Annotated in this window: 21 protein-coding genes and 1 pseudogene; 6 read left to right on the plus strand and 16 right to left on the minus strand. The window is 58.7% G+C overall.

Annotated features, from left to right (window positions below):
* Nucleotides 1-3: 3 nt before the first annotated feature.
* The 15 genes from E6W33_RS07115 to E6W33_RS07185 form a co-directional block, all read right to left on the minus strand.
* The gene (locus E6W33_RS07115) at nucleotides 4-318 is read right to left on the minus strand and encodes a hypothetical protein (RefSeq protein WP_136415862.1); all 315 of its coding nucleotides are present in this window, start codon (nucleotides 316-318) and stop codon (nucleotides 4-6) included.
* Between the two features lie 24 nt (nucleotides 319-342).
* A complete protein-coding gene (gene traF, locus E6W33_RS07120; protein ID WP_247869559.1) occupies nucleotides 343-936 on the minus strand; it encodes a conjugative transfer signal peptidase TraF in 594 nt (197 codons plus the stop codon).
* Entirely contained in the window at nucleotides 933-1,286 is a 354-nt protein-coding gene (locus E6W33_RS07125) for a hypothetical protein (protein WP_136415864.1), read from the minus strand. The genes traF and E6W33_RS07125 overlap by 4 nt, the downstream gene beginning before the upstream one ends.
* Nucleotides 1,283-3,862 carry a type IV secretion system protein TraC gene (traC, locus tag E6W33_RS07130; protein ID WP_136415866.1) on the minus strand — a complete coding sequence of 860 codons (2,580 nt, stop codon included), beginning with the start codon at nucleotides 3,860-3,862 and terminating at the stop codon, nucleotides 1,283-1,285. Before traC ends, E6W33_RS07125 begins: the two co-directional genes overlap by 4 nt.
* A 35-nt stretch (nucleotides 3,863-3,897) precedes the next feature.
* Nucleotides 3,898-4,527 (minus strand): TraV family lipoprotein, encoded by a 630-nt coding sequence (locus tag E6W33_RS07135; protein WP_247869560.1) that lies wholly within the window; start codon nucleotides 4,525-4,527, stop codon nucleotides 3,898-3,900.
* The gene (locus E6W33_RS07140; RefSeq protein ID WP_247869561.1) at nucleotides 4,527-5,318 is read right to left on the minus strand and encodes a DsbC family protein; all 792 of its coding nucleotides are present in this window, start codon (nucleotides 5,316-5,318) and stop codon (nucleotides 4,527-4,529) included. Before E6W33_RS07140 ends, E6W33_RS07135 begins: the two co-directional genes overlap by 1 nt.
* The gene (locus E6W33_RS07145; protein ID WP_136415870.1) at nucleotides 5,305-6,720 is read right to left on the minus strand and encodes a TrbI/VirB10 family protein; all 1,416 of its coding nucleotides are present in this window, start codon (nucleotides 6,718-6,720) and stop codon (nucleotides 5,305-5,307) included. Before E6W33_RS07145 ends, E6W33_RS07140 begins: the two co-directional genes overlap by 14 nt.
* On the minus strand, nucleotides 6,720-7,520 hold the full coding sequence (locus E6W33_RS07150; protein WP_136415872.1) for a type-F conjugative transfer system secretin TraK: 801 nt from the start codon (nucleotides 7,518-7,520) through the stop codon (nucleotides 6,720-6,722). The genes E6W33_RS07145 and E6W33_RS07150 overlap by 1 nt, the downstream gene beginning before the upstream one ends.
* Nucleotides 7,465-8,073 carry a type IV conjugative transfer system protein TraE gene (gene traE, locus E6W33_RS07155; protein ID WP_136415884.1) on the minus strand — a complete coding sequence of 203 codons (609 nt, stop codon included), beginning with the start codon at nucleotides 8,071-8,073 and terminating at the stop codon, nucleotides 7,465-7,467. Before traE ends, E6W33_RS07150 begins: the two co-directional genes overlap by 56 nt.
* Before the next feature lie 18 nt (nucleotides 8,074-8,091).
* Nucleotides 8,092-8,391 (minus strand): type IV conjugative transfer system protein TraL, encoded by a 300-nt coding sequence (gene traL / locus E6W33_RS07160; RefSeq protein WP_136415886.1) that lies wholly within the window; start codon nucleotides 8,389-8,391, stop codon nucleotides 8,092-8,094.
* Nucleotides 8,392-8,424: 33 nt separating this feature from the next.
* Complete coding sequence (locus tag E6W33_RS07165) at nucleotides 8,425-8,766, minus strand: hypothetical protein (RefSeq protein WP_247869562.1); 342 nt, start codon at nucleotides 8,764-8,766, stop codon at nucleotides 8,425-8,427.
* Nucleotides 8,767-8,792: 26 nt separating this feature from the next.
* Nucleotides 8,793-9,098 (minus strand): hypothetical protein, encoded by a 306-nt coding sequence (locus E6W33_RS07170; protein WP_136415888.1) that lies wholly within the window; start codon nucleotides 9,096-9,098, stop codon nucleotides 8,793-8,795.
* On the minus strand, nucleotides 9,095-9,796 hold the full coding sequence (locus E6W33_RS07175) for an OmpA family protein (protein WP_136415890.1): 702 nt from the start codon (nucleotides 9,794-9,796) through the stop codon (nucleotides 9,095-9,097). The genes E6W33_RS07170 and E6W33_RS07175 overlap by 4 nt, the downstream gene beginning before the upstream one ends.
* The gene (locus E6W33_RS07180) at nucleotides 9,793-10,341 is read right to left on the minus strand and encodes a lytic transglycosylase domain-containing protein (RefSeq protein ID WP_136415892.1); all 549 of its coding nucleotides are present in this window, start codon (nucleotides 10,339-10,341) and stop codon (nucleotides 9,793-9,795) included. The genes E6W33_RS07175 and E6W33_RS07180 overlap by 4 nt, the downstream gene beginning before the upstream one ends.
* Nucleotides 10,342-10,498: 157 nt before the next feature.
* A complete protein-coding gene (locus tag E6W33_RS07185; RefSeq protein ID WP_136415894.1) occupies nucleotides 10,499-11,008 on the minus strand; it encodes a hypothetical protein in 510 nt (169 codons plus the stop codon).
* A 350-nt stretch (nucleotides 11,009-11,358) separates the two neighbouring features.
* On the opposite strand from E6W33_RS07185, the gene E6W33_RS07190 reads away from it, so the two are divergent.
* The 6 genes from E6W33_RS07190 to E6W33_RS07215 all read left to right on the plus strand — a co-directional run bounded on the left by E6W33_RS07190 (nucleotide 11,359) and on the right by E6W33_RS07215 (nucleotide 15,999).
* Nucleotides 11,359-11,646, plus strand: a complete 288-nt coding sequence (locus tag E6W33_RS07190) for a PsiF family protein (protein ID WP_136415896.1) — start codon at nucleotides 11,359-11,361, stop codon at nucleotides 11,644-11,646.
* A 516-nt stretch (nucleotides 11,647-12,162) separates the two neighbouring features.
* Complete coding sequence (locus tag E6W33_RS07195) at nucleotides 12,163-12,708, plus strand: phospholipase D-like domain-containing protein (protein WP_136415898.1); 546 nt, start codon at nucleotides 12,163-12,165, stop codon at nucleotides 12,706-12,708.
* A gap of 64 nt (nucleotides 12,709-12,772) precedes the next feature.
* A complete protein-coding gene (locus tag E6W33_RS07200) occupies nucleotides 12,773-13,933 on the plus strand; it encodes an IS30 family transposase (protein WP_136415900.1) in 1,161 nt (386 codons plus the stop codon).
* A gap of 473 nt (nucleotides 13,934-14,406) precedes the next feature.
* Nucleotides 14,407-14,913 carry a helix-turn-helix domain-containing protein gene (locus E6W33_RS07205; RefSeq protein ID WP_136415904.1) on the plus strand — a complete coding sequence of 169 codons (507 nt, stop codon included), beginning with the start codon at nucleotides 14,407-14,409 and terminating at the stop codon, nucleotides 14,911-14,913.
* Between the two features lie 2 nt (nucleotides 14,914-14,915).
* On the plus strand, nucleotides 14,916-15,257 hold the full coding sequence (locus E6W33_RS07210; protein WP_136415906.1) for a YnfA family protein: 342 nt from the start codon (nucleotides 14,916-14,918) through the stop codon (nucleotides 15,255-15,257).
* A gap of 544 nt (nucleotides 15,258-15,801) precedes the next feature.
* Nucleotides 15,802-15,999 carry a hypothetical protein gene (locus E6W33_RS07215; protein ID WP_136415908.1) on the plus strand — a complete coding sequence of 66 codons (198 nt, stop codon included), beginning with the start codon at nucleotides 15,802-15,804 and terminating at the stop codon, nucleotides 15,997-15,999.
* Between the two features lie 162 nt (nucleotides 16,000-16,161).
* On the opposite strand, the pseudogene E6W33_RS07220 reads toward E6W33_RS07215, so the two are convergent.
* Nucleotides 16,162-16,611, minus strand: a pseudogene (locus E6W33_RS07220) (tyrosine-type recombinase/integrase); the annotation flags it as partial.
* Nucleotides 16,612-16,613: the final 2 nt, after the last annotated feature.

The raw sequence follows: 16,613 nt of genomic DNA on the forward strand, positions 1-16,613 counted from the left end.
TGCTTATCCGCGCGGCGAGCAGGAAATGGAGGATTCGAGCACGCGTCGTGTTCCGCTATCCTGTTGATAGGACGCGCGGATCATCCCCATCAGCACCGGATCGCCATCGCCGTCTGCCACGGCGCGCCGCAGTTCGCGTGTCGTCAATTCCCGGCCGCAGCGGCGGCGAAACGCCTGCAGATAGGATTGCGCGCCATCGCGTGCCGCCGGTGAAATGTGGGCGAGCGCGTCCAGATACACGTCCATCGGGATGTCGACCCGGTAGTCGGGTTGCTGCGCCAGCGCGACATGAGTGGCACACGCAAGAACAACAGCCATCGCATGTTTCATGGGATTTACCCCTTAAAAGAGTGGTTTGACGATCGCGACGATCTGGTCCGCCCGTACCAGGCCGCTGGCCTGGTAACGCGAATCGAAACTGTCGGGGCTGGTTCCTTGCACGTAGTAATGACCGGGCGGGATCACCATCTCAGGAATCGGTGCCAGCGCACGCCCGGCGACACTGTGTGTCTTGGCCCATCCCATCTCCATGCCATTCAGATAGATATGTCGGTCGTGCACGGTGATGCGATCGCCTGCGACGCCGCGGATTACCTTGAAAAACGGCTGATTTTTGAGGCCCGGGTAGTGCTGCTGCGCTTCGCCTGCGAATGAAAACACGATGAAATCGCCGCGCTTGAAGCGCGTATGGCCGTGTTGAACGACTGCGACCGTGTAGGGCAGGCTCGGCGTCACATTGAATAGCACCGGCAGGCGTGGCGTCGGATCGATAAAGACGCGCACGAACGCGAGACTCCAGATTGCCAGCAGCGCCAGGTACACGAGCCAGCGGCGCCGGACGTGGCGCCAGAAGTCGCACAGGCCGGTAGTGCGGCGTGCCACCCAGCTGGCTAGGGACGGCGATGTATCGGGCGTGTTGGTGGCTATGGTCATCATAGGTCGACCTTTTTTTTCAACAGTGGGGTCAGGTCCACCACGTTCGGCCGGCTGCCGACTACCGTGGCTTTCACGACGACCAGGCAGTTGCAGTCGCGCGGCAGCTCATCCAGCGCCACCGGCAGACGTTGCGCGAACTGTTTGGCAAGCGTCATGGCTTGTTGGCGCTCATCGTCGGTGCCGCCGTGGGTCAATAGCTGTGCGAACTGGGCTTCCTTGGCGCGGTACACTTCGCCGATATCGACCACGCCGACTTGCTGCGACGGGCGGAAGATGAGACGGTCATAGAGCACAAGCGCAATGGCGACGACAACGATCGTGAAAGTCAGATTGGCAATGAACGGCCTCATGATTCATATCCCCGGCGGCGCAGCACTTCCTTGATCGCCTCGTCGATACTGAGGCCCTGGGCGCGCAACTGGTCGATCGGCTCGTTGTCTTCGAGCTTGTTCGAGAACAGCAGGTGCGTGGCCGGATCGAGCACCAGGCGCGCGACACCTTCGCCGACCGGCGACGAGATGTACAGTTCGGAAAACGCCCCTGGTTCGGTGCGCAGCGAGTGCAGCAGGCGCTTTTTCGATTCGTCCATCGTGAGCCGCCCCTTGCGGTCGAGCATTTCGATCGATTCCTTCTTTTGCCGCATCAGGAATACCCAGTCGGAGCAGTTGAATGCCGCCTCCATCTGCGCCGAGCCGTAGTAGTCGTCGGCGCTCTGGGTCGCGGTGCCGAGCGCCCCGCCATACTTGCGTGCGCGGCGCGCGGCTTCCTCAACCACCGCGGCCTTGACCGGGTCGTCGGCGCCGATGTCGCCGAGCTGCTGCTTCAACTCGTCGATGAAGAAGACTTTCTTGCGGTTGCGTGTCAGATACATCTCGCCGGTGATCTGGTACATCAACAGGATGTTGACGACCGCATGCAGGTCGGGCTTGCGTTTCAATTCCTCGTTTTCAATGACGATGAAGTCGTTGGAAAAGTCGATGTTGCTGCGCCCCTCAAAGAAGCGCGCGTACTGCCCGCCCTTGGCATAGGGATTGAGCATCACGGCCAGATCGCGGATGCGCGAATCGTTGATCAGACCCAACTCTTCGATCGTGCCGCTCTTGAACGCGTCGCGCAGTCCCGTGATCGTCAGATCCTGGCCGTATTCACGGAAGAGTTTCAACGTCATCGCCGAGATGGCCTTGTACTGCACCTCTTCCAAACGATGCTGCATCGATGCCATTTTGGAAATGGCGGGCACCAGCATGTCGATGTCTTCGTTGATATCCACTACCGACGAGTAGGGATTGAGGCAAATATCCGTATCGGGACGGAATTCGATATAGGTGCCCTTGGCTTTGCGGCAGAGCTTTTCAAACGAGCGCCCCAGGTCGAGCATCCACACCTTGGCGCCAATCGCGCGGTACGACCATGCCATTTCGTTCAACAGCACGGATTTGCCGGAGCCGGGCGCGCCGACCACCGCGAAGTTGTAGTTGCCGAGGTCGTTGTCGTACAGGTCCAGGGTCATCAACTGGCCGCGGCGGCCGCCGAACACGAGAGTCGGTGTACGGGTGCCGCGCCATTCGGCCACCAAGGGCGCTAAATGAATCGCGTTGGCCATCGTCTTGCGCGTCACGCGGCGCATTTTCTTCAGGTCGGCATGGAGGTTTTCCGAGAGCGTCATCGGCAGGCAGGCGAGGAGCGCCTGGCGGTGCTGGTACACGTCGGCATTGAGCTCAAAACCGCGCGAGCGCCAGATTGCATTGGCGGTTTCCGTCGCGGACGCGGCTTTCGCCGGCGGCGTGAAGATCGCCAGCTGGTGGTACATGCTGACCAGCGCGCCGCCGACATCCATCGCGTCGGCCGCAGCGTTCCAGTCTTTCAGTTTCTTGCCGACATCGGGCATCACAGCGGCCATCTTGCTCTGCGCATTTTGCGTGGCACGGACGTGATTGGCAGTGACCGCCGTTCTGGTGGTGTTGGTGTCCAGGATGTGCACGCCCATGGTCAACAGGAACGGTGCGCTGTACTGCAATGCCGGCTGCATCAGGTCGCCGATCAGTGCCCCCATCTGCCACAATGCGAAGCGTTCCGGGAACGACTTGATCGAATAAAACCTGGCTTCGAGGATGTTGGGATTACCTTCCTTGAACAGCTGCAGGCCTTGTGGCGTGGCGTCCTGGATGGTGTCGAAGTCGACGATCTGATCCCGGATCTCGCGGCCGTCGTCATAGTGCAGGTCGGGCGCATCGGTGTTACAAATCCGGTCCGGATTGGTGAACAGCGCGCACCAGTTGATCAGGTCGGACGCGTCGCATACACGGTTGGGCAGCGAAGCCGATTTCAGCGTGCTTGCCATCGACTCGCGCAACGCCATCAGTTCCTCGCGTTTGTTCAGATCATCTGCGCTCGCCGGAAACGCGACGCTCATCATCAGACGAAAGTCGCGGATCGTGAAATGAAACCCCGTCGTCAGTGACTTTTGCGCGCCCCGTAGCAGATGGGCGACTCGTTGCCGCGCCAGGTTGCGGAACAGGTTGTCGTTGCGTGCCGGCCTGCCGTGGCGCTTGGCCTTGTCGGCTTGATCCTCATCCTCCATGCGCAGGTTCGCGTAGCGGCGCAATTGCTCGCGTACATGTGGGGATGCGAACAGGTGAAATTGGATGCCGCATCCCTTCGGGCAGGACACGTACAGCGAGATCAGCACTTCGACCATCTGATCGTCGGCGCCGGACTGGGGCATCAGCTCCAGCATGAATCCGATGTTGTCGCGATTCACAAAAATCCGCTCATCCGGGATGTAGGCAGAATACGGCAGCCAGCTGGCGAATTGATCCGCAGGTGATTCATCAGGGCGGGCAAGACCAAAAAGGCTGCCGATGCCCTCCTGCAGGGCGGACGAGCTGCCTTCCAATAGTGAATGGATGCGCAAGGCGTTGAACATGAATGTCTCCAATTGAGTTCCAGGCGATTGGATGGTTACTTGTCGTCCTCGGCTGGCGCGCGCTCGCGAAGGGAGTCAATCGCGCGGGCAAGCGGAGTGCCTGCCGAGTCGCCGGCCGTGGATGGCCGCAGCACCGGTGATTGGGTATCGGACTGGACCGTGGACGCCGGTCGTGGGGCGGGTGGTCTGATCGGCGCATAGGCATCACGAATGCGCCGCTGCGCGTGGTCGAGTAACCAATGACCGTTGTCAGTTTGAACATAGACGTAGCTTTGGTCGTTCAGGTCGTGGTCGAGGTCTTCCCACGGCTTGACCCACAGACGCAACACGCGCGGCTGTGCCCGTAGCGCTTGCGGCGTAAAGTCTGCGGCGGGAATGCTTGGAGCTATGGCCGGGGTTATCCGCGCGGCGGTTAGCGCCGGTTGTGTAGCGCCGTCGGAGGAATGGTTTTGCCGGCCTTGCCGCTGGCTCGGCAGGTTGTTCCGGAGCGCGTTGGTGTAATTTCCGGAAACGGAATCGCATTTCACGCCCTCGGGCGCCTTGCAACCGTATTCGGACGAACCGCCCAGACCCGACATGTTGGCGCAGCCGGCAAGCGTGAAGGCCGCTGCCATTGAGATCGCAAAGTGAGCGTTACGCACTACGCGCATCGTCAAAAGTTTCATTACAGCTTCTCCTTTGGTGAGGTCGCCGCACCGTTCGCCTGTTTCGCGGCTGCCGACAACCGGGATGCGATTTCCGCTGCGTTGGTATAGCCATCGAAGCGCCGGCCATCGGCAAAGACCATGGTCGGCGTGCCGCGCACTTTCAGACGCTGGGCCAGCAGCAGGTTGCGCTCAATCGGATTCGCGCAATGTGGATCGGGATTGAGCAGGGAGGTGTCGCCGGCCAGCATGACCTGGCGCCAGGCTTTGCCGCGGTCGGCTGCACACCAGATCGCGACTGGTTGTGCGCTGCCCTGGAACGGCACCAGGAAGGTGTAGAGCGTGACGTTGTCCAGGCGGTCGAGCTCGGGCTCCAGGCGCTTGCAGTAGCCGCAGGATGGATCAGAAAACACCACCAACTGACGCTCGCCGGCGCCCTTGACCGTCTTGAGCGCGTCTGCCAACGGCAGTTGCTCAATAAAGATCTTCTGCCCATCACCATCGGCCTCCTGCGTGTGCTGCACGTCTGAGCTGGCGAGCTTGGGGGCGGTAAGGTCTTGCATTGCCACGGTGTCGAACAGGCGGCCAAACAGGATGTATCGGGTATTCCTGCCGGAGACGAATGCGACATTCGACCCCATCCAGACCTCGTACAGCCCGGCAATCGGGGTACGCGACACGCTGGTAAAGCGGGTATTCGGATGCGCTTTTTTCAGCGAGGCCAGCACATGCTCCTCGTCGGGCGTCGCCCATGCAGTTGTGGTGGCGACGGCTGCAGCCAGCGCGACAGCGACGTAATTAATAGTCATCATCGTTGCCATTCCTTCCATAGCTGTCTTCGTGTTGGGCGTCGCGCTGCGCGAGCGAGGTGGGGCGGTTCCTGTTCGACTCGCCGGAATCGATGCGCACGCCCTTGGTAATCACGACATCGACCTGACGGCCAGCGTCGATTTCGATCACCGGGAAGGATTGCTCGGCAAGGCGGATGTAGTACTGGGCCAGGCGATCCATGGCGCGGCCGACGCCGGCGCCGATGCCGCGCTCGATCTGCTCGCGCGTGCCGCCTTCGGTGGTGGCAACCGTCCCGAAGGTGGAGGTGGAGACAGTCGTGCCGGCCTGGTAAAAACCCTGCCCGATCCCGCTCACGATGCCGGCGGTGAGCGCATTGGCCAGCATCTGGCCTTGCTTGGTGACCAGGCGGCCGCGCATACCAACCTTGCCGTCTTCGCCATACACGCTGCCCTGGATCTTGACCTCCAATGTCGATCCGTCATTGCGTACGCAAGACAGGTTTTCGGTGCGCAGATACGCGCGTTCCGAACTGATATCGCCATAGCCTGCCGCGATGACAAAGCACTCTTTCACGTCGGAACGGAACCGGTTCGGCAACACGGCGTTGTCGGCCAGGCGAATTAAGACCGGATGCGGGTTCGACTGAGACTGGCCCCCAGTTGGCGCATCCAGGCCACCCAGCAGGATGCCGCGGGTGAAACTGACCGGCAGGTAGGTGTCGACGGTGCCGGACTTCGTGTCGCCGTCCTTATTGGTCGCGCCCGTAGATGCGCCTGGAGCCGGTGCCGGTTTGGCGGCAGTGCCGACGGCAACGCGCACCAGCACAGGAACATCGAACGCCGACGCTGCGTTGCCGGGTACGCCAGCCGGCATGCCTGCCGTTGTCGCGCCGCGCGGAGTAGGCGGCTGCGGCGGCAGGCCCTGGCCGGATAAGGCTGCTGCCGGCGGATAGTTGGCGGGCGGCGCGACCGGCGCGGAGCGCATGCCGCCAGCCGGCGTTCCTGAAGGCGTTCCCAGTGACGAGCTGCTGTTGGTTGCTTGCGATGCGGCGGTTTGCTTTTGTTCGAATTCGGCAAAACGGCGCAGGATGTTGTCTTCGAACGCTTTGCGATCGGCGTTGATCTTCGTCTGTTCCTGCTTGTCGGCGTCGTATTGCGCGAGTTTCTTGCCTGCCGTGCCGACCCATTGGTCAACCGGATTGACCTGCTGGCCGCCGGCCATCACGCCGATATTGGTCACGGTTGCAGGCAGAACGCTGCTACTGGCTATTGCCGTCGTCTTGGAGCGGTGATCAGTCAGCGCGAAGACTGCCCACAGTGCGCTGATACCGACCGTCATGATCGACCCGAGCATCGCGAATTGGCGCTGCTTGGGCGAAAGTTTGTCGAGCGCTGATTTCAATGATGAGGGAATTGCCATCATCAGCTCCCCATCCGGATCACGTAGACGTTGGTGCTTTCGCCTGGACGCAGATTCAGGTTGTCAATCGAGACGGCCAGCACATTGCCTTCCTCGCGATCGAATTCCTGTTCAGCCAGCACCATCGTTGCATTGCTCACATTGGTCAGCAGGTACTTCTCGCCGATCAGTCCGCGCCCCTCGATCACGCGCAGCAACGTGAACTTCGCTTCCGCCCACAGCGCACGCGGGATATTGACTTCATCGACGCGCAGATCGGTGGGCACGCGATCAGACGCCATCGCGATCAGCATCGCCTTCAGTGACCGGATATGACTCGATGAGCGACCCGCCGGCACTTGCAGGACACCTTCGGCCTTCGCCTGGCGCGGCGTTTTGTCGCGGATAACGATCGTGTCCGCCGGCACGTCGCTTTTGCGCAGCAGCAAGGTATAGGTGGCGTTGGCGGAGGAAACGAACAGGTTAATCGGCTTGGCGGAATTCCCTACCGGTCGCACGTACACCTCACCCTTGTCACGGTCGCATTCCAGCACGATCTCGCCGGTCGGATTGACTGCTGGCGACGCCGGCGTTGGCGCGCCGGCAGCTGCGGGCGCCGCAGCGCAATTGCTCGAATAGATGTTGCCGAAGACGTCGGTGATCGGCGTTCCTTCGAGCCGAATGCGTGTCGCCTCCTTGGTCGAGACGATCGCTTCCACTGACATGCCGTCGCGCGCTTCGATCGCCTGCAGTGCGAGCGCGGGCATACTAGCGAGTAGCGCTGCTGCCGACAGCCAATGCCTGGGCTGGAGTCTGCTGAACATTGGGAATCTCCTTGAAGGTTTTGAGGTGCACGCGCCCGCCCAGATAGGCAAACTCGGCGAGGTAGGACTTGGTGTCGGTGGTCGTGTCCTGGCCGTTGACCTGCGTGCGCAGGCGGCCTACCAGCACGATGGATTGGGTATCTTCATTCGGGACCAGCTGTTTCGGCGCAAAGAATGTGCTGGCGTTCATGCGCTTTAGGCGCTCCGCTTCCAGGTCTTGCCGGGTCTTCATCGCGCCGCTCTGGTCCGCCGTGACATAGGACAGCAAGATGTCTTTCTTCCAGTCGATCGACTCAGGAGAAACGTCGAGGATCAGCCATCCGACAAAGGCGCCCATCTGCTCCAGGTATTCCTTGCTGACGCGATCCTTGGTGACCCAGAAGCTCTTGTCGATCGACGGCGGCACCACCACCGTACGCTCGCTTCCGAGCTGTTTCAGAATGATGGCCAGCGCGAGAATGAGTGCGAACACGAGGCCGGCGACCGCGAGGCCCAGGCTGCGGTTTCGGCCACGCAAGTCCCGGATGTCGTTAGAAAACTTATCGTTATTCATCGATTTCCTCCGGTGTCCTTAACCGATCATGCGTCGAATGTGCGACGGTGGCGTCGCGCGCATCGCCGTCATGGGGTTGGTGGGCAAGTGCCAGTACAACCAGTGAACGGCAAACGCGGGGTGCTTGTCGGCTTTGATCCTGGACAGCCAGCGGCTCGTGGCGATGCCGATGGCCATGACCACCATGAAAGCCAGCTTCGAGCCGGACAGGTAGCCGACGAAGAAGCAGAAGAGGACGGGAGCGGCCACGTCGGCGTCCCAAAAGCCGATCTTCCATTGGTCGTCCAGCCGGCGCGGAATATAGGTGTCTGCTTTCATCCGTCCTCTCCTAGGTAGTGCATTGAAATGGCTTCAGACCACCGCACCCATGATGGCGCCGGCGATGACCAGGCCGACCGCGGCGAAGATCGCCACGCCGACGTAGAACAGCACCGGGCCGAAATTGCGTAGCGCGGACAGCGAGATCAGTGCGACGACGAAGCCGACAAAGCCGACCAATGCCTTGACGGACGGACCGAGCGCGGCAAGCTGGGCGAGCGCCGATGTCATCGGACCGGTAATGCCGGTGAAAGCGACGAGGTCCAGCGCGTGGGTCGGAAATGCCGTGCAAAGTCCGGCGACCAGCAGCACGAATAGCGTTGCGGTGATGCCTTTGCGGGAAGTGGCGATCGTGTTGACGGAAACAGCGTTCATAAACTCCTCCTCTGTGTGAATGAAGGTCAAGGTTGGCGAAGATGCGGTTTGAGGTCCGCGAGGGCGCGTTTCACGATCTCTTCTGCTCCCTGCTCCAACGCGATCTGAATACAGGCGTCGCTCAGATAGGACAGGTCCAGGGCAGGATCGACCATGGATTTTTGAATGTCCCGCAGCCGCTTGAAACTGTCCTGCCGCACGATGGTTGCTCGCCATCCGGGACGGACTCGCTTCTTGCTCTTCGGGGATGTCGGCATCGGCGACGAACCCATCTCGGGAAAAGATGGCGCCGTCGCCTTAGCACTGGAAAGGAGGAGGTCGTTTGGTTTCATGATGGTGTTCCGCCTTGAAAGGTGAAAACGACCTCGACACGCCGGTTCGCCTGCCGGCCGTGGGGCGTGTCGTTGGTGGACAGGAAGCAGCACGCGCCTTTCGCGTCGATCGCGATGATGTTGTCGACGTCTTTCATGCGGCTGCGCAGGTAATCGCGCACGTGCAAGGCACGGGCGAGGGCAATGGCGTGATTCGCTTTGGATGAGCCGACGTTGTCGGTGCGACCCATGATGGTGATTTTCTCGGCCCTGCGCGCTGTCGCAAGCATCTTGTCAAGCGCATGCCTCGCATTTGCGTCGAGACGCGACGCGCCCGAGGAAAACGCAAGCACCAGGCGTTCCGTCTTGGGCGAACGATCTGTGACAGTTGCGGGACCAGTGGCCGGGGATGGATGCGCCGCGGAGTTGCTTGCCGCCGTAAGCATGACCGGTTGCGCCCCCGGGGCCTGGGCTTGCATGGTCGATGCCAGAGATTTAGGCGTAACGGTTGGGCAAGCGGGCTCTATGCAAACCCCATAGGAGGCATTGCGGCCAAAGTCGAGCTGAGCGATGCGGCGGGCATGATTCTGGTGTTGAAGTATGGTCGTCGTCGCATGTTGCGCATCGCGGTACGCCAGCAGGCTGCAGGAAGCGGTCAGCAAAGTGGCACCGGAGACGACACATAGCGTGCTGACAACGGGGAGTAAGCGGATAGTCATGGGGACACCCGTATGGCAAGAATGACGGGGTGCGGCATCGAGCCGGCGGGCGCGCTTGAGGCCGAACTGATGGACTTGCCGGCTTTGATGGATGCCGGCTGCCCGGTCAGGCGGCGATAGACGCGCCACGCATAATCGCTGCGCGCTCGTTGGCAGTTCTCTCCCTTGAGCTGCGTGCATGCGGCGTTGTAGGCGCCGACTGCCTCCCAGCTCACTCCGTAGCGGGCAAACTGCTGCGACAGCAGCCAGGCCGCGACGTAGATATTGGTGCAGGCGTCATACAGGTCGGATTCCCTGATGCCGAAGCGGGACAATCCGTCGAGGTTGGAACTATTGATCTGCATGAGCCCGATGTCGTAGCTGCGGGTGCGTCGCAAGTGGCTGCGATTGACAGCCGATGGGTTCAGGCTGGACTCGATTTGCGCCATTGCGTACAGCAACTGCGGAGATACGCCGTAGCGTTGCCCTGCGGCGTCCCAGCAGCCAAGGGCGGAACCGGGGATGGTAGACAGGCTGATCAGAGTGGATAGGGCAATTTGTCGCATAGCTCACATGAACAAACCAAGGGTTCCTCGCAACCGGCGTGCGGTAACGAATCGGATGACCGCAACGCGGTCTGGTCAGTCGGGTAAGCCAGGCGAAAATGCCGGGGCGGGGTGTGTTACAGGGTGAACTACTTACAGCGGAAAAACTGCTACAACCTTATTGATTCAGCGGCTCCGCGTGAAGGCGTCGTGCCGCGCGTTCGGCGGTATTGTGGCGTGCCTGCTCCAGGATCCGGTGCGTCACATCCTGTCCCGCACTCACCAATGCAATGCAGGCGGTCGTGAAATGGTCGAGCTTGAATTGCGGATGGGGATGGCAGTTGGAAGGCGAACGCTGCAAGCCAAGCAAGAGCTGGTACTGCGGCATCCACATCTCCTCTTGCCGGCGAATGCTATTTTGATCGCGCAAGATCATCTCGGCGTGCAGGTAACTGAAAATGCATTGCGCAGGATCGGGGCCCAAGAACACCAGCGACACGCATGCACTGATTAAATCCGGCAGGCGGAACTTCGGCGAGCAGTTGTCGGCGCTGTGATAAACCGACTGGAGAAAGGTATATTCGTCGAGCCACACGCGCGTGCCTATCGTGTCTTCACTCCGTTTGGCGGCGAGTGGCGTGGCCGTGGAAGTCTTTGTCGGCAGGCTCATCGTTGCTTGCATAGACATCGGATATCTCCTGAGTAGCACAGCGATAAATGCAACGTCGATGGAGGTAGAGTACCGATCCGACCAATGATTCGCTCGCCGAAAATGGGGCGATTTTTATGGGCTTTCGGGATTAGGATGCTCGATATATCACTGGTTTCTCAATTGGCAGTCACGGCGTGAATGGATCGATCTAACTCTCGCGAGCACGACTGGCCAAGTTTGCGGTGGGCTGAGCCGAGGCGTAGGCGATTACAATGTGTACTGGTCCGATGATTGGGAGCTAAGGACCGGACAATCTATGCCGTCATGGAGTCGACCAATGAGGTCGGCCATTCGTCAAACCCAAGCCATTCTCTATGGAGGACACTATGAAGAAATTACTTACCGCCGTTTTGCTGCTGGCTCCGATCGTTTTCAATCCGGCTTTCGCCGCGACGGAACAGCAAAACAAGATGGCGTCCTGTAATAAAGAAGCGGGTGATAAAAAGGGAGACGAACGCAAAGCATTCATGAAAGAGTGCCTCTCGAACAAGCCCAAGGTGAGCGATGCACAGCAGGCCCAGCAAGACAAGATGAAGTCGTGTAACGCGCAAGCCTCAGGAATGAAGGGCGACGAGCGTAAGAAGTTTATGAGTGGTTGCCTGAAAAAGCAGTAAGGTTACAGGGCCGACGACGTTTGCCTAAAATCATTGTTTTTCATTTGGAGTGAGGTGAGATTCGTCGGCAACACCAAAAAATCCATATCAGGATAGTGAGAGAGACGAGCCCGCCCGCCATCCGCGCAGCGGGCTTTTGTATATGTAGGGCAGGGGCGGAAGGTATGCGTTTTGCGAATATCTGCTATTCGAACAATAAAGCAGACGAATTCTATCCAGGGATGTAGGATGAATCCTGTCTCCTCCAACTCTCCTTGAATTGGATTTAAACCCGCTACCGCAAGGCTAGCGGGTTTTTTTTCGGGCGAAACAACGAGCATGTAGGGCTTGTGCGTTGATTTTCATCAACGGAAAGTTTTCCTTGTGGATCAATGACATGCGGAACGTCATGCTTATTTATCCACAGACTTGACCACAGTAAATGTGGACAACTTTGCCGTCTGTTGGTGCAATTGAAACCAAATTTCGACACTTAATGAGACCTTATGCATATGCTCGGCCGGTCAAAATCGCCGCATGAAAAAATTCTTCGTCGTCCTGTCTCTCACGTTCGCAACAGAAGCATTTGCCAAGCAGTCGACGCTGATCGACGAACTGTCTCAGGCACTCCAAGCCCGCACTGCGAAAGCCCCAGCGACTGGACTCATCGAAAGCGCGTTTTCGCCTGATGCGGGTAGTGAGGAGCTCGTACTGAAAGTGATTAATGCGTCGGAGCGCAGTATTCGGCTTGCGGCGTATTCGTTCACCTCGCCGCCGATTGTGAAAGCGTTGCGTGCGGCCAAAAAGCGGGGCGTCGACGTGCGCGTGATCGTGGATGAAAAGGGAAACAAGGGCAAGTCGAGCATCGCCGCGCTTAACCTCTTAGTCAATGCCGGCATCCCGACACGGTCGATTTCGACCTACGCCATTTATCCCGACAAGTACATTATTTCTGACGAGCGGCACGTCCAGAATGGCAGTTTCAATTACAGTCAGGCGGCGGCTGCGTATTTCGGACGACGTTTGCAGCGTGTCCAGTGCCGTAAGCAGTCAGTCCGGTGTGATGAACACCGGCAGGAATAGGACTGTGAATTCAACTGGTGTATGCAACACACTAGAGACTGTGTAAGCAGGAGGAGTGTTGCAGATGAAACAAAGGCCACGAATTTACTACACGGAAAGTCAGAAAGCACTGATGTGGGAGCGCTGGCAAAAGGGTGAGTCGCTCCAGCAGATTGCGCAGCTTTTTGACCGAAATCACTCATCAATCGAAGGGATTCTGGCGGAGACTGGCGGGATACGTCCGCCGCAACGATGCCGCTCCCGTTTGGCGCTAACATTGGACGAACGAGAGGAGATCTCGCGTGCGATGGTCGCCGGGGAATCGATTCGCTCGATAGCAATCGCACTCGGGCGGGCGCCCTCGACCATCAGCCGCGAGATCATGCGTAACGGTGGTCATGAATCCTATCGTGCAGCGCAGGCCGAGCAGGCCGCCTGGGATCGGGCACGTCGCCCCAAGACCTGCAAACTGGTAGAGAACCGGGCGCTGGCGCGCGTTGTTGCAGCCAGGCTCCGATTGCTGTGGTCACCACAACAGATCGCCGGATGGCTCAAGCATGCTTATCCAAACGACGAGAGCTTCCAGGTGTCACACGAGACCATCTATCGCAGCCTTTTTATTCAGGCCCGTGGCGCCCTGAAGAAGGAACTGCTGATGTATCTGCGGCACACACGTGTCATGCGCCGGTCGCGCCATCACACACAGAAAACGGGCACTCACGGCAGAATCATCGACACAGTGTCGATCAGTGAGCGTCCGGCCGCGGTGGAAGATCGTGCCGTTCCTGGGCACTGGGAAGGAGATTTGCTGATTGGGAGCAGTAATAGTCAGATTGCGACTCTGGTTGAACGGCAGACGCGCTACGTGATGCTGGTGAAGGTAACCAACAAGGATACCGAGACGGTCATCAACGCACTGATCAAGCACGCCTGCAAGCTGCCAGACGAACTCTACCAATCCCTGACCTGGGATCGAGGCACCGAGATGGCCGACCATAAGCGTTTTACGTTGGCGACTGACATACAAGTTTATTTCTGTGATCCGCACCATCCCTGGCAACGCGGATCCAATGAGAATACGAACGGGCTGTTAAGGCAGTATCTCCCCAAAGGAACCGATCTCTCGATCCATTCACAGGCAAAACTGAATGCCGTAGCGAGGCGACTGAATGAACGCCCAAGAAAAACACTAAATTACGAAACACCCGCTCAACGATTTAGCCAACTTGTTGCGTACACCGGTTGAATCCGCAGACGCCTTCCAGACATTGGTGCCGCAGCCATAGAGGCGAACTATCGATCCAAACCGGACGGACGCCACGTCTCACTCGGTCACTCACCGGCAGGCAGATTTCTGCCCTTCAGCCGTCGAACACATGCTTTCACACCCACAGGCAGTGGAGGCATTTCTGCGCGAACTCGCCCTTCGGCGCATGAACTGGACTACCAACATCATGGCCGGGAACAGCATTAGCAACGCAAGCCAAGGCGAGTAGGCCAAGCCTGTTCCGGCGAGTCCAAGCCACGCAAGCAACGGTGTTAGCAGCGAAGGCGCCGCGCAACAGGCAGCACATGCTGCCGCAGTGCCCCCACCAACAATCCCCAAGTTCTTCAGAATCCTCTTCATGATCAGCTCCTAGTCAACGGCATAAAAAAGACCTTGCCAAGACTGTACATCCTCAAGTAACTTGAGGATCAAGGGCTTTTTTGCGGGGATTTATGGAGAGTGGAAAACTGACAATTGGGGCGCTTGCCGGTCGTGCGCAGTGCACTGTCCCTACCATCCGATACTATGAAGAAATTGGCCTGCTGCCGCCGGCGCCTCGAAGCGCGAACGGGCGGCGCTACTACAGCGAGGCGGACCAAAAGCGCTTGCTTTTCATAAAGCGCTGCCGTGATTTTGGGTTCCCCATTGACCAGGTCCGCGACCTGGTGAGCATGTTCGAGAACGGTGATCGCTCCTGCGTCGAGGTACGCGACATGGCGCAGGACCATCTGACACAGGTTCGCGCCAAGATCGGAGAGCTGCGTCAGTTGGAGGAAAGTCTGTTGGCGTTTGTGCAAGGCTGCGACGAGGCCTGCATAGGAGGGACTGCGCGGGACTGCACGATCATCGAGGATCTGTCGTCGCAACCGCCGACCCGAAGTACGAAGTCATGCTGCAGTGGGACGCGGGAAGGCGTTGGGGAGAACTCTTCTGGGATCGTGGAAGTGAGGCGCCGTTGAACATGGAGTGGACCAGCATCGGACGCACCTTCGGACTTTTCTTCGCAACTGCCATCGCCGAACTCGTCGGCTGCTATCTGCCCCTGCTCTGGGTCACGGGGAAAAGTGGCGTGTGGCTACTGCTCCCGGCCGCCATTAGCCTGGCCATCTTTGTCTGGTTGCTGACACTGCACCCATCCGCAAGCGGCCGAGTCTACGCCACGTACGGGGCGATCTACATCGTCACAGCCCTTGGATGGCTATGGGCAGTCGACGGCATCAAGCCCGTACCAACTGACTACGTCGGCGTGGGATTGGCTCTGCTGGGCGCAGGAGTGATTGCCTTGGGTCATAAAGCTACCTAACTTCGTTCTCGGCCCGTGCAATTGTCCGGTCCTGGCCGAGGCTGTGTGAAAACGCAGAAAAAACTCGACCGAAAAAATATCGGTTCACCAGAACGCGTTGTATTCAATTTTTCGGAGGTGGGGAATGGTCGGACGACCCCGGAAAATGAGTTGCCATGGCGTTTTTACACAGTCTAGGCCGTACTGAGACGACTGCTGCGCTTCCAGTAATGGCCGCTTCCCGCCAAGTACCTGACATATAAAACAGTTTCATGAACTACCGAGACCGACCGATTTTGTTGAAAAACTCTTGTGAAATATTCGTTTGCGATAAGACCTGGTCGATTAAGTCGCGGAATAGAGTATTCGCCCACCTGTTGATGGGAATAATTCATTCGACGAATCGATATGGCCGGTACGTCACTTTTTCGATATTGCTGGGCGACTTTTTCAACAGAATCGACCCTGAACGGACGGTTAACTTTGGCTTGACCTTTTCCCAGTGGGAAGGTCTATAGTACATTTCATGCCTGCTTCCAGTGGGCTGACCAATACGGGCCAAGATATGCTCTACAGAAGACGCACGTTATCGGGCGACGTGCTTGCCGCCTTCGAACGCGCCTGTCGCGAGGACGACCTTGCAGTGGCCGAACATTTGCTGGCAGCACTGGAAACCATAGCGCGCCGCGAGGAAACGAGCGAGACCCTGCAACAAGTCTATCTGGAACTTGTTCACGTACTTCGCTCCCAGGCACTGCGGTAACGCTCGAAGGGCCACCAATGTCTAGGGATGGCCGCAGGTCGCCCGTTGACACAATCCAACTTCTGACCACTTGTGCCCACGAAGCTGACATGATCTGTTTCCGTACGAATCAAGCCGTTGTAAACTCGCGGCCCACAGCTATACCTCGGTCTGTTCTGCAATCTAAAGCGAGTCATTGACCTCTATCGCAAGATAGCGAACGGTGCTTTCAAGCTTGGTGTGCGCCAGCAGAAGCTGCACCGCACGCAGGTTCTTGGTCCTCCAGTAAATGAGCGTAGCTTTTGTGCGACGCATGGTGTGAGTGCCATACGGTGATGGATCCAGACCAATCGATTTCACCCAGGATTCCACAATTCTCGCGTACTGCCGGGTCGAAAGATGGGGAGAGCTCGTAAGCCGGCTCGGAAACAGGAACTGGTTGCCGGCCAAGTGCGCCTTTTCCATCCAGGACGCCAACGACGTCCGCGTTTGCTCGGTGATCTCAAACTGGACCGGACGCTTGGTCTTCTGCTGCATCACGATCGCACGTGGCAGTATTCGGTTTCCTTGCGCAATGTCACTTACTTTTAATCCAGTCAGATCGCATCCACGCAACTTGCTTCCTATCGTCATTC

Origin of the sequence: Herbaspirillum sp. ST 5-3, assembly GCF_004804275.1 — a bacterium.
GTDB lineage: Bacteria > Pseudomonadota > Gammaproteobacteria > Burkholderiales > Burkholderiaceae_D > Noviherbaspirillum.